The following is a 22,474-nucleotide window of genomic DNA, read 5'->3' on the forward strand; positions in this document are numbered from 1 at the left end:
AGGATGCCGTCCGAAGACGGCGGTCCAGGCCAATTACTTGGCAGCGGCAGCAGCGGAAGCGGCTTCCGAAGCAGCGGAGGCAGCAGCCGAAGCGGCAGCAGCAGCGTCCGAAGCAGCAGCGGCAGCGTCAGCAGCCGGAGCAGCGGCAGCGTCAGCAGCCGGCACGGTTGCGTCAGCGGCAGGAGCGACAGGAGCGGTCGCGTCAGCAGCCGGTACGGTTGCTTCGGTAGCAGGAGCAACAGGAGCTTCTTCTTTCTTGGAGCAAGCAGCCAGGGCAACAGCCAGCAGGGAGGCGATCAGCAGGGATTTTTTCATTTGTTTTCCTTAATTAATTCACTAATTGATGACAGTGTTGCGATGAATAATTACCGGTAATTATCGCTCACTAGGGCGTTTCGTGGCCATTCGGACCATATGGTGCCCCAGACAACGGAAACTTCCTAACAGAATATTATAGCGAATTTAAATGAGTCGCAATAGCAACACAGGCCACTTTCGCAACTTTTTCATGCATACAATATTGCTGCCAGATCTAGTGCTTGACACCCGACCTGAACTTACCGGCTTATCAACCCGGCCTCACGCTCCGGACTTACAAGCCAGTGACACCGGCCTGCAAGCCGGGCCTCGTTTCGGCCCAGATAGATTGATAACGTTCCAGATGAGAAGTGGTTGACGAGGGAGACAGAAAAATTGCTTCCCCGCGCAAATGATCGCTGTGGAAGCGGCGCACCACGTGATGGGCGTCGCCGATGCAGAACGAATCCGTGAGGTGCCCGATCGACCGGCTGGTGAGCCGGCATTCGACCAGGTGGCCATAATCGTGGAGGAGGCGCAGGAAGCGCGGTGCATCCCGCTCCAGCCGCGCATTGCTGTGGGCGACGAGTTGCAGGCGCCCGCCGTGGCGCAGGAACGCGCGCAGCAAGGCGTCGTTGCCCGGGCTGCCGAGTTCCCACCAGCCAAAGTCGGGATCGAACATCGCCAGCGAGATGCGCGACCGGGACAGACAGGCTTCCAGCTGGGCCTGGAACCCGGCGCGGCTATCGAATGTCTGCCTGTCCATGACGCTCTCCTAACTGTCCAGTTCGAGCCAGCCGTCCGTGTACCACGCGAACAGCGCTTCCATCACGTCTTCCGAGGCGGCGGCCACGCCCGCACCGTCCAGCACGCGGTTGTTGGCCAGCGCCTCGAGCGCGGCCTTGTCGGCACGGCCGATCGCAAACGATTCGCCGTTGATGAACACGTGCTTGCCGCGATACAGCATCTGCGTCTTGCGCGACAGTTTCACGCCCCGCTTCGCTGCCGTTTGTGCGAAGCGGCCGGCCGGCAACGGCTTTTCGGGCGCCGTGAAGAACACGTTGTGCTTGGGTTCGGACAGGTATTCGCCGAGGAAGATCGTGAAATCGTCTTCGGTGAACTGCATCTTGTTGAGCTCGTCCGCGAGCTGGCCCAGCATGTCTTTCGGGATCTCGGCGGGCTTGGCCGACGGTTCCAGGTCCGGATCGGCATAGCGGCCCGGCAGGTCGATGGAATCGGCCATGAACTGCAGGAACGCCTCGCCCAGTTCCTGGTAGGACGGCGAGCGGAAGCCGATCGAATACGTCTGGCAATCGCCGATCGCCACGCCGTCGTGCGCGTAGTGTGGCGGCAGGTACAGCATGTCGCCCGGTTCCAGCACGAATTCCTCGGTGGGCTTGAACTTGCTGAGGATCTTCAGCGGCAGGCCTTCCACCAGCGACAGGTCCTTTTGCGGGCCGATCTTCCAGCGCCGCTGGCCTTCGGCCTGCAGCAGGAATACGTCGTAGGAATCGAAGTGCGGGCCGACACCGCCGCCGTCGGTGGCAAAGCTCACCATCAGGTCGTCCAGCCGGGCATCCGGCACGAAGCGGAACTGGCGCAGCAGCGCATCGGCCGCATCGCTCTGCAGGTTCACGCCCTGTACCAGCATCGTCCATTCGCGCTGGGTGCGCGGCGGCAGGTCGTGCAGCGGGCCGTGCCGCATGTCCCATTCGCCATCGGTCAGCGTGACGAGCCGTGCTTCGACATAGTCCTTCGTTGCCAGTTCGGCCAGCTGGTCGAACGGCAGCAGCGGCTTGAAGCCGGGAATGGCCTGGCGGATCAGCAGGGGTTTCTTGTGCCAGTAATCGCGCATGAACTGCGCAGGCGTGATATCGCCGAGAAGGCGGAGCGGTGCGGATTTTTTCATGCCCGGATTATAGGCCATCCACGGCCGCCGCCCGCTTCAGGCACGGGCGGGACGGCGGGTGGCGCGCTTATGCCTGTTTCGCCTTGCGGCGCCGCGCTGCCGCGGCCACGACCGCCAGGCCGGCAAGCGCCATCGCGCCCGTGGCCGGCTCCGGAACCGCGGAGACGGCGAACACCATGTCGCCACCGGTCAGGTAGGCGTTGTAGCCGTTGCCATGGATGGTCATCCGGAACGGGTTCGCGCCATTGGCGCCATAGTATTGCCAGTCCGCGGCCGACGGCAACGTGCCGGGGCCATGCGTGCCGGGCGGCGCTGCGAAGGCGAAAGCGACGACGGCCAGCGGATCGCTTTCGCCGCCGATATGGCCGTTGCCGTTCACGCCAAGGCCATCCCCGGCAGGCGTGCCAGAGGCGATGACCAGCGAATTATCGAGCGTGATCGTGGTGTCGATCAGGCTGAAGCTCACCGAATGCGAGACCACCTGCGCATACCAGCCGCCGAAGCCCTCCGCCAGCGGCGCGGCATCGTCATAGGTAAAGCGGCCGGTGAGGACATCGCCGATGGATGCCTGGATGCCGCCGAGGAATGTGGTGCCGACCTCCTCGTAGGAATACGGATCCAGGTATTCTTCCCCGATCGAAGCGATGGGCACCGTATAGTCGACCGTGACGAGCGCCGCCTGGGCAGTGCCGGCGACGAGGAGCGATGCGGCCAGGAGCAGTACTGGTTTCTTCATTGTGTTCCTCGGCAAGGTAGGGATGACATGGATGGCAAAATGAAAAGCCGTTTGCTAACCAATTGTCAGTCATCGTCCGGCGCCTGTCCACGGTTTCCTGCGCCCTGTATCAGCATGGCGATGGAGGGGGCGGCGTGGAGGTATAATCGGCGCCATCTGACCAGAAAGGAAGTCTCATGAAGATCGCCAAGAACACCGTCGTTACCGTGCAATACAAATTGTCCGACGCCCAGAACAACCTGATCGAGGACGGCCGCCAGCCGATGGTGTACCTGCACGGCGGGTATGAAAACACGCTGCCGAAGATCGAGGAAGAGCTGGACGGCAAGGAAGTCGGTTACGCCAACACCATCCAGATCGAACCCGATGATGCGTTCGGCGACTATGACCCGAACCTGGTGAAGGTGGAGCCGCGTTCGCGCCTGCCGGAGCCGCTCGAAGTGGGCATGCAGTTCGAAGGCATGCCCGATGGCGAGGGCGACGAGGAAGCGATGATCTTCACCGTCACCGATATCGCCGAAGACAAGGTCGTGCTGGACGGTAACCACCCGCTGGCGGGCATGGCGCTGCGCTTCGAACTGAAAGTGCTGGAAGTGCGCGAAGCCACCGACGAGGAGATCGCGCACGAGCACGTGCATGGCGCCCACGGCCACCACCACGGTGACGACGAGGACGAAGGCGATGCGGGCGACCAGTTCCGCACCCAGCCGATCCACTGAATGGGGGCTCATTGCGCGACCGCATATTTGAGCGATGATTGCGCGATAACTGCGCGATGATTGCGCGATGATTGCGCGATGACTGCGCGACCGGACCGCTGGCTGTGTCAGCGTTCCGGCCGCGGTGGCCGCTTCGGCGATCCACCATCCACGGGCAGCTTCGGCTGCCCGTGTGCTTTTTCAGCCTCCGCGCGTTGCAGCGTGAACAGGTGTTCATCGCCCGGCGCCACGCGCAGCATGTTCCACTCGCCCTGCAACGTCACGTGGCCCAGGTTGCCGCGCCACGTGATCGTGCCCGGCGGCGGATCGCCCTTCACCGGCGGTTCGCGGTGCGCATCCACCAGCAGCACTTTTCCCGGGTAGTTTTCGGCCAGCACGCGCGTCAGCCGCCGCGTTTCGGCAAAGCCGTCGTGTTTCGTGGAAAACCCAGCCAGCAGCGAAAACCCGGGTTCGGCGTGGATGCGCACGTCGCCGTCCGAAAACAGGACGAGCCCATCGAGCTTGCGTCGCTTGGCCATGCCGAACAGCCGCTGCAGCCAGGCCCGGTTGGCCACCAGCCGGTCCTCGTATTCGCTGTTGCGGCCCGCCTCGATCAGGTAATGGTTGTTGTGGGCGGGGAGGTTGATCGTGGCGAACAGCACGCCGTGCATTTCCCAGTAGGCGTTCTCGGCGTAGCTGCGAAATTTCGTGATCGTCGACTGGCGGTTCAGGTCCAGCGGGCGGCGGCCCAGGGCTTCCTGCCCGTCGTAGTAGATCTCGCGGATGCGGTTCAGCCGTTCGATCGCATTCGAGCGGCCCGCCGAGTTGCGGCAGCCGGTCCAGTCGGCGCCGGTCAGCACGAGGATCAGCGGCTGGGTGGATTTGTTCAGCAGCGCCTTGCGCTGCAGGTAGAGCTTGTCGCTGCAGGGTTCGTCCTCGGACTTGATGCCGGCGGCAATGACGAAGGCCGGCTTCTCGCGGTCGGCGCGGGCGATCGTGCGTTTCAGGTCGGCGTCGCCCAGCTCGTCGGGAAAAGTGTGGCCGATGACGGCGACGTCGAACGGTTCCGCGCCGGCTGCGCCTGTTCCCCCTTCAGCCTGCACCGCCGCCGCCAGCAAGGCGGCGCCCAGCAGCACGAAGGCGGGGCCGGCGCGCCGTGTCATGCCGGCACGAGGCGCTTCAGCTGGTACAGCCGGTCCAGCGCTTCGCGCGGCGACAACGCATCCGGGTCCAGCTCGTCCAGCGCGGCCAGCAACGATGCCAGCTGCGGATCTTCCGCCGCCGGCGTTGCGGCGGCCGGCTCGCGATCCGGCCCATCATCGGGCTCGGTGCGGGGCGCGGCGAACAGGTCCAGCTGCGGCGTCGCGTCGAGCGCCTGCGCTTCCAGGCGGGCCAGGTGCTTGCGGGCCGCCTTGATCACGCCTTGCGGCACACCGGCCAGCTGGGCGACCTGCAAGCCGTAGCTCTGCGATGCCGGGCCATCCTGCACCGCGTGCAGGAACACGATGCTGTCCTTGTGCTCGACGGCCGACAGGTGCACGTTGGCGGCCGTGGGATGGCTTTCCGGCAGCTGCGTCAGCTCGAAATAGTGGGTGGCGAACAGCGTGAAGCTGCGGCTCGTGTCGATCAGATGGCGGGCGATGGCCCAGGCCAGCGCCAACCCGTCGAACGTGGAAGTGCCGCGGCCGATCTCGTCCATCAACACCAGCGACTGTTCGCTGGCGCCGTTGAGGATCGTCGCCGCTTCCGTCATCTCCACCATGAACGTGGAGCGGCCGCCGGCCAGGTCGTCGGTGGCGCCGATGCGGGTGAAGATGCGGTCGATCGGGCCGATCGTGGCGCTGGCGGCCGGCACGTAGCTGCCCACGTAGGCCAGCAGCGTGATCAGCGCGACCTGGCGCATGAACGTGGATTTACCGCCCATGTTCGGGCCGGTGATGAGCAGCAGCCGGCGTTCCGCCAGCAGGCGGCAATCGTTGGCGATGAAGCGCTCGATCTGGTTTTCCACGACCGGGTGGCGGCCTTCCTGGATATCGATGCACGATTCGGCCACCAGTTGCGGCGCGCACCAGTTGTTGCGCAGCGCGTGGCCGGCCAGCGCCGTCAGCGTGTCCAGTTGCGCGATGCCCGCGGCGATCTTCTGCAGGCAGCCGATATGCGGCGCGAGGTCGGCCAGCAGCTGGTCGTACAGCACCTTTTCACGGGCCAGCGCGCGGTCCTGCGCGGACAGGGCCTTGTCCTCGAACGCCTTGAGTTCCGGCGTGATGTAGCGCTCGCAGTTCTTCAGCGTCTGGCGGCGGCGATAATCCTCGGGCACCTTGTCCGCCTGGCCGTTGGTCACTTCGATGTAGAAGCCGTGCACCCGGTTGTATTCGACGCGCAGGTTGGCGATGCCGGTGCGCTCGCGCTCGCGGGTCTCGAGGTCGACCAGGTACTGGCCGGCGTTCTCGGACAGGCCGCGCAGTTCATCGAGCTCGGCATCGTAGCCGCGTGCGATCACGCCGCCGTCGCGCACCATCGTCGCCGGTTCCGGCATCACGGCGCGCACCAGCAGGTCGACGCACTCGCCGGGCGTGGCCAGCTGCTCGTGGATACGGCGCAGCAGGCTGTCCTCGCTGTCCAGGCCCAGCACGCGTTCCAGCGATTTCTGCAGCTTCGGCAGTTGCTGCACGCCGTCGCGCAGTGCCGCCAGGTCGCGCGGGCGCGCCGTCAGCAACGCGATCCGCGTGGTGATGCGCTCGATGTCCGGCACGTGCTGCAGGTGGAAGCCCAGCGAGCCGGTGGCATCATCCTGCATCAGCGCGGCGATCGCGTCGTGGCGGCCGCGCGCCACGGCCTGGTCGCGCCGCGGGTGGTGCAGCCAGTGGCGCAGCAGGCGCGAACCCATCGCGGTGCGGCAGCCGTCCAGCAGCGAGAACAGCGTGGGCGACTCCTGGCCGCGGATCGTTTCCGTCAGCTCCAGGTTGCGCCGCGTGGCGGCATCGAGCCCGATGAACTCGGACTCGGTTTCGCACGCCAGGTTCTTCACGTGCTGCAGGCCGCGTCCCTGCGTCGCCTGCGCATAGCGCAGCAGCGCGCCGGCGGCGCCGAACGCGGGGCCCATGCCATCGGCGCCGAAGCCGGTCAGCGTGGCCACGCCCAGCTGGTCGAGCAGGGCCTTGTGGCCGTGCACCACGTCGAAGTGCCACTCGGGCACGCCATTGACGTGGCACATCGTGATTTCCTCGAACAGGTCGCCGCCGTCGGCGCGCAGGATCTCGGCCGGCGCGATGCGTTCCAGTTCCTGCAGCAGGCGCGCGTTGATGGCGCGCGCGTCGCCGGAGAATTCCATCAGCTTCAGGTTGCCGGAGGCGAGCGACAGCCACGCCAGGCCGCAGGTGACGCCCTTGCGCTGGGTAAGCATCGACAGCGCGAGCAGCGGACGGTCGGATTTCTCGGGCAGCAGGTCGGAGTCGGTCAGCGTGCCGGGCGTGACGATGCGCACCACCTTGCGCTCGACGGGCCCCTTGCTGGTGGCCGGATCGCCGATCTGCTCGCAGATCGCGCACGATTCACCCAGCTTCACCAGCTTGGCCAGGTAGCCATCGAGCGAGTGGAACGGCACCCCGGCCATCTTGATCGGCACGCCGTTGGCGTGGCCGCGCGCCGTCAGCGTGATGCCGAGGATGCGCGACGCCTTCTCGGCATCGTCGTAGAACAGTTCATAGAAGTCGCCCATGCGGTAGAACACCAGCATCGTCGGGTGTTCGCCCTTGATGCGCAGGTATTGCTGCATCATCGGCGTGACTTTTTCGGCGGGCCCGTTCTTGACGGCGGCGGCGTTGATTTCGGAAGGAACGTTCATCGATTCTACGGCTGAGGAATGGTGCGGTTGGGCGTGCATTTTAACCGGTTTGTGCGGCGCCGCATCGCTGAAATTGGGGAGCTGCGCGTGAAGGCGCCATCCGCGCGGCGCTCCGCAACGGGTGCCTCCGGCACGATCGACCGATCCCCCTTACACTACGCATTTCATCGAGCCAAAGGATAGACCGTGACCCAGCCCCTGATCGTCGTCGCCACCATCATCGCCCATCCGGGCCACGAAGCCGCCGTGCGCAGTGCCCTTGAACAGGTGGTGCCGCCCAGCCGCGCGGAAGCGGGCTGTCACCGTTATGAGCTGCACGTCGACAACAGCGCGCCCGCGAAATTCGTGATGCTGGAAGAATGGTCCGGCGAGGCGGCACTGAAGGAACACGAAGCGACCCCGCATTTCCGGGCGCTGGCGGCGGCGGTCGGTGGCGTGGCCGACATCGCCATCGACAAGCTGACGAAGCTGGCCTGATCCGCACGGCACTAAATGTTGCCGCCCCGTTCTGTGTCACACACCATGCCGGCAACGGAACAGGTATAGTTCAGCCATGGAAAAGCTCAAAGATTTCGCGCAAATCGTCGCCGAAGCCCAGCGTGGCGAACTCGTGTTCCCCACCAGCGTCAACGCCGCCTTGTCGCTGCAGATGACGCTGGCCGATCCGGATTGCCACGACGAAGACGTGATCCGCAAGCTGCTCGCCGAGCCGATCCTTGCCGCGCGCGCGGTGGCGCTGGCCAATTCGGCCGTGTTCCGGTCGAACGGCGCGGCGCTGGCCACGGGCGTGCGCACCGCCGTGATGCGGCTGGGCTACCGCAACCTGTATTCGCTGACGGCGGCCATGGTGGTGCGCCAGTTCGGCGCCCGCATCCGCGATGCGCAATTGCGTATGCGTGCCGAGCAGTTATGGAAGTACTCGGCCCACGTGGCCGCACTGGCCTATGTGATCGCCGGCCGCATCACGCGCGTGGAGCCCGATACCGCGCTGTTCGCGGGCATCATGCATGAAGTGGGCGGCTTCTACCTGCTGGGGCGTGCCGATGCGATTCCCGGCCTGCTCGACGATCCGGAAGACTGGATGGGGGCCGCGCAGGAAATCATCGCACGCGAAATCATGAAGAAGCTGCAGGTGCCCGAGCCGGTGGCGCAGGCGATCGTGTCCCTGCGCGGCGGCGCCGTCGGCATTCCGCCGGAAGGCTTGCGCGATACGCTGCTGGTGGCGCGCTATCTGTGCCCCGTGCCGTCGCCCTTGCCGCAGGTGCAGGATCACATGCTGGCGCGCACCGCGGCGCTGGCCGGCTATATCGAGGAGCACCCGCAGGTTGCCGCGCTGCTGGACGAAGCGGCCGAGCAGGCCAAGTCGATGAGCGCGGCGCTGCTGGTGTAAAAATCGCCCGGGGCGGTGCCGCTCAGGCGCGCGTCTGTTCCAGGATGTTCACCAGCGACTCGATGCCGCGCGCGTCCACGTCGTCGAAGCGGTTCGGCAGCGGGCTGTCCAGGTCGAATACCCCGGCGACCTGGCCGCCCACGAACACCGGCACCACCAGTTCGGAACGGGAGGCCGCATCGCAGGCAATATGGCCGGGGAACGCATGCACGTCGGCCACCACGGTCGATTCGCCCTTCTCGACGGTGCTACCGCAGACGCCGCGGCCGCGTTTGATGCGGATGCAGGCCGGCTTGCCCTGGAACGGGCCCAGCACCAGTTCGTCCGGCGTCGGCAGGAAATAAAAGCCGGCCCAGTTCAGGTCCGGCATCGTGTTGAAGACGAGCGAACTGAAATTGGCCGTATTGGCGATCCAGTCCGTTTCGCCGTGGAGCAGGCCCGTCAGCTGCGAGCGCAGGTCGGCATACATGGTTTCCTTGGCTTCGCGGCTGTCGGTGCGGTAAGCGGTGTCGGAGAGGGAGAAAGTCATCGTGCGATCCTGTCTGGCAAAGAGCGCATTCTACCCGCACATGCCGCTTCATGCCGACCCGCCCGGCCGGTGTTGTCGTTTCAACCATGCGCTGTCATTTTGGCAAAAGTTGTAGCATCATGGATAATGAATCACCAAGCGCATCCGCTTCGAAAGCCCCGACTACAGTGACCGCACCGATCAACATCCTTGTCGTCGACGACATTCCGCAAAACCTGATTGCCATCGAAGCCCTGCTCGCGCGGCCGGGCCTCGCGCTGCTGAAGGCCGCATCCGGCGCGGAGGCGCTGGAGCTGCTGCTGGTGCACGAGGTGGCGCTGGCGCTGGTGGACGTGCAGATGCCGGACATGGATGGCTTCGAGCTGGCCGAGCTGATGCGCGGCAGCGAGCGCACCCGCGCCATTCCCCTGATTTTCCTCACCGCCGCGTCGCGCGAGACCAATTACCGGTTCCGCGGCTATGAGGCGGGCGCGGTCGACTTCATGTTCAAGCCGATCGACGCCCAGGCGCTCATCAGCAAGGTCAATGTCTTCGTCGAGCTGTACCTGCAGCGCAAGCAGCTGTCGCAGCAGCTCGATGAACTGAAGCGCGCGCTGCACATGAACGAGATGTTCATGGCAGTGCTGGGCCATGACCTGCGCACCCCGCTGTCGGTGGTGATGAACGGCGCCATGCTGCTGCCCATGATGACCGACCATCCGAAGGTAGCGGTAACGGCGCAGCGTATCGGCGGCAGCGCGAAGCGCATGGCGCAGATGGTCGACCAGCTGCTCGACCTGGCGCGCATCCGCTCCGGCGAGATGGAACTGAAGAAGGCGCCGCGCGACGTGGCCGAGCTGTGCCGCGCAATCGCCGACGAGTTCGCCGCGCCGGACAAGCCGTCGCGCGTGGTGGTCGGCGTGCGCGGCGACCCGGCCGCGCACGTCGATGCCGGCATCTTCGCCCAGGTGATCTCGAACCTGGTCGGCAATGCGCTGCAGCACGGCGAGCCGGATCACGCGGTGCTGGTCAACGTGGACGGCTCGGCGCCGGAGCGCCTGCGCGTGACGATCGGCAACCGCGGCGTGATCCCGGCCGCGCGGCTGGCCGGCATCTTCGAGCCCTACCAGCACCGCGATGGCGCGCGCAAGGCGGGCCAGGGCCTTGGCCTGGGCCTGTACACCGCCAGCACCTTCGTGCATGCGCATGGCGGCGACATCGACATCGCTTCCGATACGGCGCTGGGCACCACGGTGGTCACGGTCACGCTGCCGCGCGCGGTAGTGCGGGCCGCCGCATGAACACGGCCGGCATCGCAAGGGAGCCCGCGGACGGCTACCTGCCGCGCGGCGGTGGCGCCGTGGGCGACCTGGTGCGGGCCTTCGACTGGGCCGGTACGGCGCTCGGCGCGCCATCGGGCTGGACGCCGGCCTTGCGCACGACCGTCGACATCGTGCTCAATTCGCCGATCGCCATGGTGCTGATGTGGGGGCCACGGCATGTGATGATCTACAACGAGGGCTATGTGGAAATCGCCGGCGCGCGGCACCCGGCGGCGCTGGGCGGCACGGTGCCCGACACGTGGCCCGAGATCTGGGACTGGAACCGGGCGATCCTGGAAGCGGGTTTGCGCGGCGAGACGCAGGAGCATCCCGCCAAGCCGTTGACGCTGATGCGCAACGGCGTGCCGGAGAACGTGTGGTTGGACCTGTTCTACACGCCCGTGTACGACACCGGCGGCACGGTAGGCGGCGTGCTGTGCACGGTGGTGGACGTGACCCAGCGGGTGCGGATGGAGCAATGGCGCGAGCAGGACCGGGCGCAGCTGGACCTGCAGAACCGCCGCCTGCGCGAGGAAACGGGGCTGCTGCGCGAACTGTTCGAGCAGGCACCCAGCTTCATGGCCGTGCTGCGCGGCCCGGAGCACGTGTTCGAGCTCGTGAACCGGCCCTACCAGCGGCTGGTGGGCGGGCGCAATGTGGTGGGCAAGGCGGTCGGCGTGGCGCTGCCGGAAGTGCGCGGCCAGGGTTTCGTCGACCTGCTCGACCGCGTGTATGCCAGTGGCGAGCCCTATGTCGGCCGGCAGATCAAGGTCGACCTGCTGGCGGACAACGGCCTGCTGGAACCGCGCTACCTCGATTTCGTCTTCCAGCCGCTGCGCGCCGTCGGTGGCGGCGTGACCGGCGTGTTCGTGGAAGGGGTCGACGTTACCGACCACATCCTCACCGAAGAGCGCTTGCGCATGGCGCAGCAGGCCGGCGGGATCGGCAGTTTCGAATGGTTCCCGTCGAGCGGCAAGCTGGTGGTGTCGCCCGAATACCGGCGCGTCTGGGGCCTGGGGCCGGACGTGGACGTGACCGAACAGCTGCTGGTGTCGCTGGTCGACCCGCGCGACCGCGGCCGCGTGGGGCCGGAACGGCTGGCCATCGATCCGAACCCGCTGGCCTATACCGAATACCGCATCCGCCGGCCCGATACGGGTGAAGTGCGCTGGCTGGCCCGGCAGGGCGAAGCCATCGAAGGCGCCACGCCGGCGCAGCGCCGCTATGTGGGCGTGGCGTTCGACATTACCGGACGCAAGCAGATCGAGCAGCAATTGCGCACGAGCCAGGACCGGCTGGCCGCCATCTTCGGCCAGGCCTCCGTGGGGCTGTCCGAACTGTCGCTGGAAGGGCGCTTCACGCGCGTCAACGGCGCGCTGTGCCAGATGCTGGGCCGGCCGGAGGAGGCACTTCTCGGCATGCACATGGAAGACCTGATCCACCCGGACGACCTGGCGGAAAATCGCGCCCAGGTGGCCCGGCTGCAGGAGACGGGAGCCCCGTTCACGCTGGAGAAACGCTACCGGCGGCCGGACGGCGAGTGGGTATGGATCGCCAGCAGCATGAGCCGGCTGGACGACGAGGCTGGTCAGCCGGTGGCGCTGATCGCCGTGAAGACCGACATCACGGAGCGCCGCCGCATCGAGGTGGCGCTGCGCGACCTGAACGATACGCTGGAACAGCGCGTGAGCCGCGAGGTGGCCGAGCGCGACAGGGCGGAGGAAGCGCTGCGCCAGGCGCAGAAGATGGAAGCGGTGGGCCAGCTGACGGGCGGCGTGGCGCACGATTTCAACAACGTGCTGCAGATCATTTCCGGCAACCTGCACCTGCTGGCACAGCACCTGGGCGGCGACGACGCGGCGCGCCGGCGGCTGGACATGGCGATCGCCGCCGTCGACCGCGGCGCCAAGCTGTCATCGCAACTGCTGGCGTTCGCGCGCCGGCAGCCGCTGCAGCCGGCCGTTACCGATCTCGGCCGCCTCGTGTCGAACATGGACGAGTTGCTGCGCCGCGCGCTGGGCGAGGCGGTCGACCTGGTGACCGTCGTCGGCAGCGGGCTGTGGAACACGCTGGTCGATCCGGGGCAGATCGAGAACGTGATCCTGAACCTGGCGATCAATGCGCGCGATGCGATGCAGGGCGCCGGGCGCCTGACGGTCGAACTGGGCAACGCCGTGCTCGACGAGCATTACGTGAGCAAGCTGGTGGACGTGCCGGCCGGGCAATACGTCATGCTGTCGGTGACCGATACCGGCTGCGGCATGACGCCGGAAGTGCTGCAGCGTGCATTCGAACCCTTCTTCACCACCAAGCCCGAGGGCGAAGGCACGGGCCTGGGCCTGTCGATGGCGTATGGCTTCGTCAAGCAGAGCCGTGGCCACATCCGCATCTACAGCGAGCCGGGGCAGGGCACCAGCATCAAGATCTACCTGCCGCGCACGATGCTGGCCGAAAGCGCCGACACGCTGCTGCAGGCCGGCCTGCACACGGGCCCGGTGAGCGGCGGCACCGAAACCATCCTGGCTGTCGAGGACGATGAAGGCGTGCGCGCCGTCGTGCTCGACATGCTGGGCGCGCTCGGCTACCGCGTGCTGGCGGCCGAGAATGGCGAACAGGCACTGCGCATCATCGAATCCGGCGAGCACGTGGACCTGCTGTTTACCGATGTGGTGATGCCCGGCCCGTTGCGCAGCCCGGAGCTGGCGCGCATCGCCCAGCAGGTGCTGCCGAACCTGGCGGTGCTGTTCACGTCCGGCTATCCGCAGGATGCCATCGTGCATGGCGGCCGGCTGGACGCGGGCCTGGAGCTGCTCAGCAAGCCCTACCGCCGCGAAGACCTGGCGCGCAAGCTGCGGCACGTGCTGAACAATCGCAGCCAGCAGGCAATGGCGCGCCAGCACCAGCACGAGGGACAGTCGCGCTTCCTGGATGCACAGGCGCACACGGCCGACGACCGGTCGCTGCGCGTGCTGGTGGTGGAAGACAACCAGGATTCGCTGCAGATGGTGTGCGAACTGGTGGGCATGCTGGGGCATACGGTCTCCGGGGTCGGCGATGGCGAGTCGGCCTGGGAACTGATGGAAAGCCAGGAATTCGACGTGCTGTTTACCGACGTCAGCCTGCCGGGCATGTCGGGGATCGATCTGGCGCGCCGGGTGGCGAAGGAAAAAACCGCCAGCATCATCTTCTCGACCGGCTATGGCAAGGAAGCACTGGACCACCTGGAATTCGAGGCCACCTGCCTGCGCAAGCCCTATGACCTGATGGACCTGCAGGCGGCACTGGACAAGGTCGGCCGGCCCGCCTGACCGCGGTGCCGGCCGCGCCCGGACGTTTTCACCCACCCGAAAGGAACGACATGAGCACCGAACTGGCTTTGCTGGGCTGGACCCTGGTACTGGCGATCGTGCAGATCCTGCTGCACTCGACGCTGCGCACGCGTGAAACGGGTGCCGCGTACAACGCGAGTGCGCGCGATGGCGCTGCGCCGCCGCCGGGCAAGGTCACGGCGCGGCTGGAGCGAGCCAAGCTGAACCTGTTTGAAACGCTGCCGCTGTTCATCGGTGCCGTGCTGGCCGCGCACGTGGCCGGCGTGGAAGGCACACTCACCTGGTGGGGTTGCTGGCTGTACTTCGCCGCCCGGGTCGTCTACGTTCCGCTCTACGCCTTCGGCGTTCCGATGGTGCGTTCCCTGGTGTGGCTGGTGTCGATGGCGGGGCTGGCAATGGTGCTGTACGCGCTGCTCGGCAATTCCTGACAGATAGCCTGAATTTTCCAGGTTAACACTCCTACATGCAGAGTAGGTTGTGTCCTATGGCGGCTGGTCAGTAAGCGAACTATCGTACTTGTACGATAGTCCACAGGCGCCTTGGCGCACACCTTACATGGTTACCAGAAACCTCAGCGCCAGCGAACAGCGTGGCGCGCAACGGGCAGGCGCGGCGCTGACAAAGCGCATCGGCAAGCTGCTGCACAACGTCTTCGGCGTCGACTCCCTGCGCGCCGGCCAGCAACGCGTGATCGACAGCGTGCTGGAAGGGCGCGATACGCTGGCCATCATGCCCACCGGCGGCGGCAAGTCGCTGTGCTACCAGATTCCCGCCTCGATCTTCAAGGGCACCACGGTGGTGGTCTCGCCACTGATCTCGCTGATGAAGGACCAGCTGGAAAAGCTCGAGGAGATCGGCATCGGCGCCGCCCAGCTGAACAGCAGCCTGTCGCGCCAGGAAGAACTGGACGCGCTGGACAGCATCCGCAGCCACCACAGCCGCATCATCTTCTGCACGCCGGAGCGGCTGGTCACGCCGGAATTCCTCGAAGTGCTGCAGGAAACGCACATCTCCCTGCTGGTCGTGGACGAGGCGCACTGCATTTCGCAATGGGGCCACGATTTCCGCCCTGCGTACCTGGAAATCGGCGCCGCGCTGCGCGCGCTGGGCCAGCCGCCCGTGCTGGCGCTGACGGCCACCGCGACCGAGGACGTCGTCAAGGATATTTCCCAGCAGCTGGGCGCACGCCGCATGAACGTGATCAACACGGGGGTGTACCGGCCCAACCTGCGGTACCGCGTGCTCCAGGTTACCAATCCCGCCGAGAAAACGGCGCAGGCGCTGCGGCTCGTGCGCGAAACGGCCGGGGTCGGCATCGTCTATGCGGCCACCGTGAAGGCGGCCGAGGAACTGCACGCCGCGCTGGAGGAAGCGGGCGAAAGCGTGGCGCTGTACCACGGCCGCCTGCCGGCCCGGGAGCGCAAGGAAAACCAGGACCTGTTCATGGCCGGCGAGCGCCGCGTGATGGTCGCCACGAACGCGTTCGGCATGGGCATCGACAAGAGCGACACGCGCTTCGTGATCCACCTGCAAGTGCCTGCCAATCTCGAAGCGTATTACCAGGAATCGGGCCGCGCCGGCCGCGATGGCGAAGCGGCCGACTGCACGCTGCTGTACTTCCAGGACGACAAGCGCCTGCAGCAGTTCTTCCTCGTCAAGCACTATCCCACCGCGGACGAATTGCGCGACGTGTACGAAGCCGCCGCTGCGCTGGTGCCGTGCCAGGGCGCCGTCATCTGCGAGGCGGTGGCGCATATCCCCGACAGCCAGCTCAAGGTCTGCCTGAAGTTGCTGAAGGATGGCAAGCTGCTGCGGCAGAACCGCAAGCTCGACTGGCAGCTGACGAACCGCGATGCGAAGGCCGCCGATTTCGTCCAGCTGGCCGCGGTCTACGAGGAAAAACAGGACCGCGATCACCTGGCGCTCGAGCAGATGGTGGCGTATGCGCAGAGCGGCTACTGCCGCTGGAAGCTGCTGCTCGATTACTTCGGCGACGATTCGGCGGGCGTCAAGACATGCGGCTGCTGCGACAACTGCGTGTCGCCACCGGCCGTGCAGCCGATCGAGGACGAGGAACCGCTGTTCGAGGAGCCGCCCGGGCCGATGGTGCCGCAGCTGCCCGCGTTCGTCGTCGGCAGCCAGGTCAAGGTGCCGAAGTTCGATATCGGCACCGTGCTGTCGGTAGCGGGCGACCAGATCACGATCGAGTTCCCGGAAAACACGACGAAAACCTTCATGGCGGAGTTCGTGCAGCCGGTGTGAACTGCTACCGACCCGCTATTTACTCCGCTGATCCACGCCACCGATCTGCTCCGCCGCCGGGCATTGTGCGCTGGCGGACAGAGTGCCGCCCGCCGGCTGGCTAGAATGGCCGCAAGGAGGAGTACATATGGCCGGGGACATGGTCGTGGTGCGCAGGGAAGGCTTGTACTGCGTGCCGGGAGATTTCTATATCGATCCGTGGCGGCCCGTCGACCGCGCCGTCATCACGCACGGCCATGGCGACCATGCCCGCGTGGGGCACGGCCACTACCTGGCGGCGGCGCCCGGCGTCGGCATCCTCAAGTCGCGCCTGGGCGACATCACCGTGCAGGGCCTCGCGTACGGTGAAACCGTCGAACACAATGGCGTGCGCATCTCGCTGCATCCGGCTGGCCACGTGCTGGGCTCCTCACAGGTGCGCATGGAATGCGGCGGCGAAGTCTGGGTCGCTTCCGGCGACTACAAGGTGGAAGCGGATGCCACGTGCGATCCCTTCGAGCCCGTGCGCTGCCATACCTTCATCACCGAATCCACGTTCGGCCTGCCGATCTACCGCTGGGAACCGCAGCAGCAAACCTTCGACGACATGAATGCCTGGTGGCGCCGCAACGCCGAACAGGGCCGCGCCAGCCTGATGCTGAGCTATGCGTTCGGCAAGGCGCAGCGCATCCTGTCCGGCCTCGATCCCACGATCGGCCCGATCGTCTGCCACGGCGCTGTCGAGCCGCTGAACCGCGTGTACCGGGAGGCCGGCGTGGCATTGCCGCCCACGCGCATGGTGAGCGAGGTGGACAAGGCCGACCTGAAGAGCGCGATCATCATCGCGCCCCCGTCGGCCGGCGGTTCGCCGTGGGTGCGCCGTTTCGGCGACTTTTCCGATGCGTTCGCCAGCGGCTGGATGCTGCTGCGGGGCGCGCGGCGGCGGCGCGGCGTCGACCGCGGCTTCGTGCTGTCCGACCATGCCGACTGGCCGGGGCTGATGGCGGCGATCAAGGGCACCGGTGCCGAGCGCGTCGTGGTGACGCATGGCTCGATTCCCATCATGGTGCGCTGGCTGTGCCAGAACGGCTACGACGCCAAGGGCTTCGACACGGAGTATGGCGACGACGAAGCCGAAGAGGCGGCTGCGGGCGAGGAAGGCGCAGCACCGGCACCGGCGCCACCGCCACCGCCACTGGATCTGCATCCGGATGCGAAACGCTGGGTGGTGCCGGAAAAGGCCGATGCCGCCCGGGCCGCGGGCACCGGCGACCGGCCCGCGGGCCAGGAGGATGGCGATGCGTGAATTCGCGCGCCTGTATGCGGAGCTGGACGAAACCACCGCTACCAACCGCAAGCTCGACGCCTTGAAGGCTTATTTCGGCAGCGCGGCACCGGAAAACGCCGCGTGGGCCGTGTATTTCCTGGCCGGCGGCAAGCCGCGCCAGGCGATCCCCGTGAAACTGCTGCGGCAATACGCGACCGAATACGCGATGCTCGACGAGTGGCTGTTCGACGAGTGCTACCACGCCGTGGGCGACCTGGCCGAAACGATCGCCCACATCCTGCCGGAACCCCGGCACCGCAGCGACGTGGGCCTGGCCGAATGGATCGAACAGCGCATCGCGCCGTTGCGCGGCGCGGCGCCGGAAACCATCCGCGCCGCGCTGTTCCAGTACTGGGACGAACTGGAAACGCGCGAGCGCTTCCTGCTCGTCAAGCTGATCGGCGGCGGCTTCCGCGTCGGCGTGTCGAAGCTGCTGGTCACGCGGGCGCTGTCCGCCATCGCCGCGGTGGACGCCAAGCTGATCGCGCAGCGGCTGATGGGCTGGACGGATGGCAGCGTGCGCCCCACGGCCAAGGGTTTCCTGCAATTGATCGCACAGGAGTCGCCGGACGAGCACGCGCAGCGCGGCGGCCAGCCTTACCCGTTCTTCCTGGCGCACCAGCTCAATGCCGATCCGGCCACGCTGGGCAAGCTGGAAGACTGGCAGGTGGAGTGGAAATACGACGGCATGCGCGCGCAGGTGGTGCACCGGGACGGCAGCTGGGTATGGTCGCGCGGCGAAGACCTGATCACCGAGCGCTTTCCCGAGCTGGCGGCACTGCCGCTGCCGGACGGCACGGTGGTCGATGGCGAAATCCTCGTCTGGCGAAACGGGGAAGGGCAGGCCGATGCGCCGGCGCCGTTCGCCGACCTGCAAAAGCGCATCGGCCGCAAGGCGCTGTCACCGAAGTTCCTGGCCGAATATCCGGCCGTGCTGGTGGCCTACGACCTGCTGGAGCGCGATGGCGTCGACCTGCGCAAGCTGCCCCAGTGCGAGCGCCGCACGCTGCTCGAACAGCTGGTGGCGCAGGTGGATAGCCCGCAGCTGCGCATCTCCCCGCTCGTGAAGGCGGACGACTGGGCAGCGCTGGCGACGATCCGCGAAGAGTCCCGCCTGCGCGGCGTGGAAGGCATGATGCTCAAGGCGAAGGATGCGCAATACGGTGTGGGCCGCACGAAGGACGTGGGCACGTGGTGGAAATGGAAGATCGATCCCTACAGCGTGGACGCGGTGCTGATCTATGCGCAGGCCGGCCACGGCCGCCGCGCGTCGCTGTACACGGATTACACGTTCGCCGTGTGGGACAACGACGGCAACGGCGGCCGCCAGCTGGTGCCGTTCGCCAAGGCCTATTCGGGCCTGACCGATGCCGAGATCACGCAGGTGGACAACGCCGTGCGCAAGACCACGATCGAGCGTTTCGGCCCCGTGCGCAGCGTGCGGCCGACGATGGTGTTCGAGATCGGCTTCGAAGGTATCCAGGCGTCGCCCCGGCATAAATCCGGCATCGCGGTACGCTTTCCCCGCATCCTGCGCCGGCGCGACGACAAGGCCGTCGAGGAAGCCGATACGCTCGACATGCTGAAAGGCTTGCTGGCGGGAGCCTCCCGCGCATGACGGCGGTCGACGACTGGTTTGCGGCCCGCGGCTGGACGGTCTTCCCGTTCCAGCGCGAGGTGTGGAATGCCGCCCTGGCCGGCGAGTCCGGCATGCTGCATGCCACCACTGGTTCCGGCAAGACCTACGCGGTGTGGTTTGCCGCGCTGCTGCGGGCCATGGCGGCACCGCCACGGCGCAAGGCGGGGCTGCGGGTCCTCTGGCTGACGCCGATGCGGGCACTCGCCGCCGATACCCTGCGCGCGCTGTCCGACTCGGCGGCCGACCTGATCCCCGGCTGGACCATCGATGCCCGCACGGGCGACACCTCGTCGGCCGCGCGCGCAAGGCAGGCGAAACGCTTGCCCGAGGCACTCGTGACGACGCCGGAAAGCCTGTCGCTGATGTTGTCGAAGGCCGACGCGCAGGAGCAGTTCTCGCTGCTGGACATGGTGATCGTCGACGAATGGCACGAACTGATGGGCAGCAAGCGGGGCGTGCAGGCGCAGCTGGCGCTGGCGCGGTTGCGCAGCTGGAATCCGGGCCTGGTGGTGTGGGGCCTGTCCGCCACGCTGGGCAACCTGCGGCGGGCACAGGAAGTGCTGCTGGCGGCCGGCCGCGATGGCGTACCCGCAGGCACGGTCGTCGAAGGCAGCCTGCGCAAGGAAATCGTCGTCGATACGCTGATTCCGGCCAACCCGTCGCGCTTTCCATGGGCCGGCCACCTGGGGCTCCAGATGCTGAAGCCGGTCATCGCCGAGATCGAACGGCATGCGACCACGCTGGTGTTCTGCAACACCCGTTCGCAGGCCGAACTGTGGTACCAGAACATGCTGGAGGAGCGGCCGGACTGGGCGGGGTTGATCGCGCTGCACCACGGCTCGCTCGACAGGGAAGTGCGCGACTGGGTCGAACTGGGGCTCAAGAAGGGGCAATTGAAGGCGGTGGTGTGCACGTCCAGCCTCGATCTCGGGGTCGATTTCCTGCCGGTCGAACGGGTGCTGCAGATCGGCAGCGCGAAAGGCGTCGCCCGGCTGCTGCAGCGCGCCGGGCGTTCCGGCCACGCGCCGGGCCGCGTGTCGCGCGTGACGCTCGTGCCCACGCAGAGCCTGGAACTGCTGGAGGCGGCGGCCGCGATCCAGGCCGTGAAGGACCGCGACATCGAATCGCGCCAGGTGCCCGACAAGCCGCTCGACGTGCTCGTGCAGCACCTGGTCACGGTGGCGCTGGGCGGCGGTTTCACGTCGGCGGCGCTGTATGACGAGGTGCGCACGGCATGGTCCTACCGCGAGCTGACGCCGGAGGAATGGCAGTGGGCGCTCGATTTCGTGGCGCGCGGCGGCCAGAGCCTGACCGTGTATCCGGAATACCGGCGCGTGCTGCCGGACGAGGCGGGCGTCTATCGCGTGCCGGATGCGGCGATCGGGCGCCGCCACAGGATGGGTATCGGCACCATCGTGTCCGAGGCGATGATCCAGGTGAAGTTCCAGAGCGGCGGGCGGATCGGCACGGTGGAGGAAGGGTTCATCGCGCGCCTGAACAAGGGCGACCATTTCCTGTTCGGCGGGCGCATCCTGGAATTCATGCGCGTGCACGAGATGACGGCGTACGTGAAGCGCGCTACCGGCGCCAAGGGCGCCGTCCCGCGCTGGCAGGGCGGCAAGATGCCGATGTCGTCCGAACTGGCACACGCGGCGCTGGAGCAGATGCGGCTGGCCACCGAAGGCATTTTTCGTGGGCCGGAAATGGCAGCCGTGCGGCCGCTGCTGGACATCCAGGCGCGCTGGTCGGCGTTGCCGACGCCGCAGCGCACCGTCATCGAAAGCGTGCACAGCCGCGAGGGGCACCACCTGTTCATGTATCCGTTCGCAGGGCGCTCGGTCCATATCGGGCTTGCGTCGCTGCTGTCCTGGCGCATGGGGCGGGTGCGGCCCGCCACGTTCTCGATTGCCGTCAACGATTACGGCTTTGAATTGCTGGCGCCGGAAGAGGTGCCGTGGGCGGAGGTGTTCGCTGCCGGCGCCGGGCGTGACGTGGGGCTGTTTACGACGGACGGCTTGCTGGAAGACGTGATCGCCAGCCTGAATGCCACGGAACTGTCGCAGCGGCGCTTTCGCGAGATCGCCCGCATTGCCGGGCTGATCTTCCAGGGCTACCCGGGGCAGCCGAAAAGCAACCGGCAACTGCAGGCATCGTCGTCGCTGTTCTTCGAGGTGTTCCGCAAGCATGACGCCGGCAACCTGCTGCTGACGCAGGCGCAGCGCGAAGTGCTGGAACAGGAACTGGAACTGAAGCGGCTGCGCGCCACGCTGGAAGAACTGCAGGCACGTGCCGTCAGCTTCCATGAAACGAAGCGCGCCACGCCATTCGGCTTTGCGCTGATGGTGGAACGGTTCCGCGAAAAACTCAGTACGGAAAAGCTGTCCGATCGCGTGGCGCGCGTGCTGCGCGAGCTGGAAAAGGCGGCGGGACCATGAATTGCGCGGCGGGAAGCGGCAAGGCGATCGAACTGGCGGGCGAAACCGTGCTGCTGCTGCCGGAAAAGGCGCTGTACTGGCCGCGCGAAAGAATGCTCGTCGTGGCCGACATCCATTTCGGCAAGGCGGCCTCGTTCCGGGCGCTGGGCGTGCCGGTGCCGCGTGGAACGACGAGCGAAAACCTGGCGGGCCTGGATGCGCTGCTGGCGGCGCACGATGTCGGCCACGTCCTGTTCCTGGGTGATTTCCTGCACGCGAAGGCGGCGCATGCCAGCGCCACGCTGCAGGCGATGCTGGCCTGGCGCGAGCGCCATCCCGCGCTGGCGCTGGCCCTGGTGCGCGGCAATCATGACCGCCATGCCGGCGATCCGTCGCGCCTGCTGCGCATCGACCTGGTCGACGAGCCGTACCGGATCGGGCCGTTCGCGTTCTGCCACCACCCCGACTTGCCGGCGGACCAGGTGGGGGATGGCTACGTGCTGGCCGGCCACGTGCATCCCGTCTACCGGCTGGCGGGGCGGCGCGATGCGTTGCGGCTGCCCTGCTTCGTCGTGGGCCGGCAGGGAGCGATACTGCCGTCCTTCGGCGCCTTCACCGGCGGGCATGCCGTGGAGCCCGGTCCGGGAGAGCGTTTTTACCTGGTGGCGGATGATCAAATTTTCTCGATAAGTCCTGAGTAGGCATTCTCCTACACCCAGACATGTAGCCGTCCTATATTTGCTGTTCAGTGCTTCCACTACCATGAAGTCTCCTGTTGCCCGAACGTTATTACAAAGATCGTCGCTGGTCGGTATCCCGC

18 protein-coding genes are annotated in these 22,474 nt (G+C 66.7%); 11 read left to right on the plus strand and 7 right to left on the minus strand.

Annotated elements, in window-relative coordinates; translation table 11 throughout:
- Nucleotides 1–33 precede the first annotated feature (33 nt).
- From ACY65G_RS25195 to ACY65G_RS25210, 4 genes are all read right to left on the minus strand, one after another.
- Nucleotides 34–315 (minus strand): hypothetical protein, encoded by a 282-nt coding sequence (locus tag ACY65G_RS25195; protein WP_465000029.1) that lies wholly within the window; start codon nt 313–315, stop codon nt 34–36.
- A 277-nt stretch (nt 316–592) separates the two neighbouring features.
- A complete protein-coding gene (locus ACY65G_RS25200) occupies nt 593–1,063 on the minus strand; it encodes a DUF7931 domain-containing protein (protein WP_465000030.1) in 471 nt (156 codons plus the stop codon).
- A gap of 9 nt (nt 1,064–1,072) precedes the next feature.
- Entirely contained in the window at nt 1,073–2,206 is a 1,134-nt protein-coding gene (locus ACY65G_RS25205) for a ribosomal protein uL16 3-hydroxylase (protein ID WP_465000031.1), read from the minus strand.
- 67 nt (nt 2,207–2,273) lie between these two features.
- Nucleotides 2,274–2,942 (minus strand): PEP-CTERM sorting domain-containing protein, encoded by a 669-nt coding sequence (locus ACY65G_RS25210; RefSeq protein ID WP_465000032.1) that lies wholly within the window; start codon nt 2,940–2,942, stop codon nt 2,274–2,276.
- Between the two features lie 176 nt (nt 2,943–3,118).
- Between ACY65G_RS25210 and ACY65G_RS25215 the strand changes: the two genes are divergently transcribed.
- Nucleotides 3,119–3,661, plus strand: a complete 543-nt coding sequence (locus tag ACY65G_RS25215; RefSeq protein ID WP_465000033.1) for an FKBP-type peptidyl-prolyl cis-trans isomerase — start codon at nt 3,119–3,121, stop codon at nt 3,659–3,661.
- Between the two features lie 107 nt (nt 3,662–3,768).
- Here the strand turns inward: ACY65G_RS25215 and ACY65G_RS25220 are convergent, their stop codons facing one another.
- A complete protein-coding gene (locus tag ACY65G_RS25220; RefSeq protein ID WP_465000034.1) occupies nt 3,769–4,803 on the minus strand; it encodes a hypothetical protein in 1,035 nt (344 codons plus the stop codon).
- Nucleotides 4,800–7,484, minus strand: a complete 2,685-nt coding sequence (gene mutS, locus ACY65G_RS25225) for a DNA mismatch repair protein MutS (protein ID WP_465000035.1) — start codon at nt 7,482–7,484, stop codon at nt 4,800–4,802. The genes ACY65G_RS25220 and mutS overlap by 4 nt, the downstream gene beginning before the upstream one ends.
- A 186-nt stretch (nt 7,485–7,670) precedes the next feature.
- Between mutS and ACY65G_RS25230 the strand changes: the two genes are divergently transcribed.
- Entirely contained in the window at nt 7,671–7,961 is a 291-nt protein-coding gene (locus ACY65G_RS25230) for a putative quinol monooxygenase (protein WP_465000036.1), read from the plus strand.
- 76 nt (nt 7,962–8,037) lie between these two features.
- Complete coding sequence (locus ACY65G_RS25235; RefSeq protein WP_465000037.1) at nt 8,038–8,874, plus strand: HDOD domain-containing protein; 837 nt, start codon at nt 8,038–8,040, stop codon at nt 8,872–8,874.
- Between the two features lie 22 nt (nt 8,875–8,896).
- On the opposite strand, the gene ACY65G_RS25240 is transcribed toward ACY65G_RS25235, so the two are convergent.
- Complete coding sequence (locus ACY65G_RS25240; RefSeq protein ID WP_465000038.1) at nt 8,897–9,403, minus strand: GAF domain-containing protein; 507 nt, start codon at nt 9,401–9,403, stop codon at nt 8,897–8,899.
- A 167-nt stretch (nt 9,404–9,570) separates the two neighbouring features.
- Between ACY65G_RS25240 and ACY65G_RS25245 the strand changes: the two genes are divergently transcribed.
- The 8 genes from ACY65G_RS25245 (at nt 9,571) to pdeM (ending at nt 22,355) form a co-directional block, all read left to right on the plus strand.
- The gene (locus tag ACY65G_RS25245) at nt 9,571–10,683 is read left to right on the plus strand and encodes a hybrid sensor histidine kinase/response regulator (protein WP_465000039.1); all 1,113 of its coding nucleotides are present in this window, start codon (nt 9,571–9,573) and stop codon (nt 10,681–10,683) included.
- On the plus strand, nt 10,680–14,012 hold the full coding sequence (locus ACY65G_RS25250; RefSeq protein ID WP_465000040.1) for a hybrid sensor histidine kinase/response regulator: 3,333 nt from the start codon (nt 10,680–10,682) through the stop codon (nt 14,010–14,012). The genes ACY65G_RS25245 and ACY65G_RS25250 overlap by 4 nt, the downstream gene beginning before the upstream one ends.
- Nucleotides 14,013–14,062: 50 nt before the next feature.
- Nucleotides 14,063–14,461, plus strand: coding sequence for an MAPEG family protein (locus tag ACY65G_RS25255; RefSeq protein WP_465000041.1), 399 nt, complete (start codon nt 14,063–14,065; stop codon nt 14,459–14,461).
- Between the two features lie 127 nt (nt 14,462–14,588).
- Nucleotides 14,589–16,295, plus strand: coding sequence for a RecQ family ATP-dependent DNA helicase (locus tag ACY65G_RS25260; RefSeq protein ID WP_465000042.1), 1,707 nt, complete (start codon nt 14,589–14,591; stop codon nt 16,293–16,295).
- 127 nt (nt 16,296–16,422) lie between these two features.
- Nucleotides 16,423–17,580, plus strand: a complete 1,158-nt coding sequence (locus ACY65G_RS25265) for a ligase-associated DNA damage response exonuclease (protein ID WP_465000043.1) — start codon at nt 16,423–16,425, stop codon at nt 17,578–17,580.
- Complete coding sequence (locus ACY65G_RS25270; RefSeq protein WP_465000044.1) at nt 17,573–19,219, plus strand: ATP-dependent DNA ligase; 1,647 nt, start codon at nt 17,573–17,575, stop codon at nt 19,217–19,219. Before ACY65G_RS25265 ends, ACY65G_RS25270 begins: the two co-directional genes overlap by 8 nt.
- Nucleotides 19,216–21,675, plus strand: coding sequence for a ligase-associated DNA damage response DEXH box helicase (locus ACY65G_RS25275; RefSeq protein ID WP_465000045.1), 2,460 nt, complete (start codon nt 19,216–19,218; stop codon nt 21,673–21,675). Before ACY65G_RS25270 ends, ACY65G_RS25275 begins: the two co-directional genes overlap by 4 nt.
- Entirely contained in the window at nt 21,672–22,355 is a 684-nt protein-coding gene (pdeM, locus tag ACY65G_RS25280) for a ligase-associated DNA damage response endonuclease PdeM (RefSeq protein ID WP_465000046.1), read from the plus strand. The genes ACY65G_RS25275 and pdeM overlap by 4 nt, the downstream gene beginning before the upstream one ends.
- Nucleotides 22,356–22,474: the final 119 nt, after the last annotated feature.

It is taken from the genome of Pseudoduganella sp. jia 12, assembly GCF_055502675.1.

Bases quoted from the DNA above. Each gene is read 5' to 3' on its own strand.
- ACY65G_RS25195 (WP_465000029.1), bottom strand. From the start codon at position 315: ATGAAAAAATCCCTGCTGATCGCCTCCCTGCTGGCTGTTGCCCTGGCT.
- ACY65G_RS25200 (WP_465000030.1), bottom strand. From the start codon at position 1,063: ATGGACAGGCAGACATTCGATAGCCGCGCCGGGTTCCAGGCCCAGCTG.
- ACY65G_RS25205 (WP_465000031.1), bottom strand. From the start codon at position 2,206: ATGAAAAAATCCGCACCGCTCCGCCTTCTCGGCGATATCACGCCTGCG.
- ACY65G_RS25210 (WP_465000032.1), bottom strand. From the start codon at position 2,942: ATGAAGAAACCAGTACTGCTCCTGGCCGCATCGCTCCTCGTCGCCGGC.
- ACY65G_RS25215 (WP_465000033.1), top strand. From the start codon at position 3,119: ATGAAGATCGCCAAGAACACCGTCGTTACCGTGCAATACAAATTGTCC.
- ACY65G_RS25220 (WP_465000034.1), bottom strand. From the start codon at position 4,803: ATGACACGGCGCGCCGGCCCCGCCTTCGTGCTGCTGGGCGCCGCCTTG.
- mutS (WP_465000035.1), bottom strand. From the start codon at position 7,484: ATGAACGTTCCTTCCGAAATCAACGCCGCCGCCGTCAAGAACGGGCCC.
- ACY65G_RS25235 (WP_465000037.1), top strand. From the start codon at position 8,038: ATGGAAAAGCTCAAAGATTTCGCGCAAATCGTCGCCGAAGCCCAGCGT.
- ACY65G_RS25240 (WP_465000038.1), bottom strand. From the start codon at position 9,403: ATGACTTTCTCCCTCTCCGACACCGCTTACCGCACCGACAGCCGCGAA.
- ACY65G_RS25250 (WP_465000040.1), top strand. From the start codon at position 10,680: ATGAACACGGCCGGCATCGCAAGGGAGCCCGCGGACGGCTACCTGCCG.
- ACY65G_RS25255 (WP_465000041.1), top strand. From the start codon at position 14,063: ATGAGCACCGAACTGGCTTTGCTGGGCTGGACCCTGGTACTGGCGATC.
- ACY65G_RS25260 (WP_465000042.1), top strand. From the start codon at position 14,589: ATGGTTACCAGAAACCTCAGCGCCAGCGAACAGCGTGGCGCGCAACGG.
- ACY65G_RS25265 (WP_465000043.1), top strand. From the start codon at position 16,423: ATGGCCGGGGACATGGTCGTGGTGCGCAGGGAAGGCTTGTACTGCGTG.
- ACY65G_RS25270 (WP_465000044.1), top strand. From the start codon at position 17,573: ATGCGTGAATTCGCGCGCCTGTATGCGGAGCTGGACGAAACCACCGCT.
- ACY65G_RS25275 (WP_465000045.1), top strand. From the start codon at position 19,216: ATGACGGCGGTCGACGACTGGTTTGCGGCCCGCGGCTGGACGGTCTTC.
- pdeM (WP_465000046.1), top strand. From the start codon at position 21,672: ATGAATTGCGCGGCGGGAAGCGGCAAGGCGATCGAACTGGCGGGCGAA.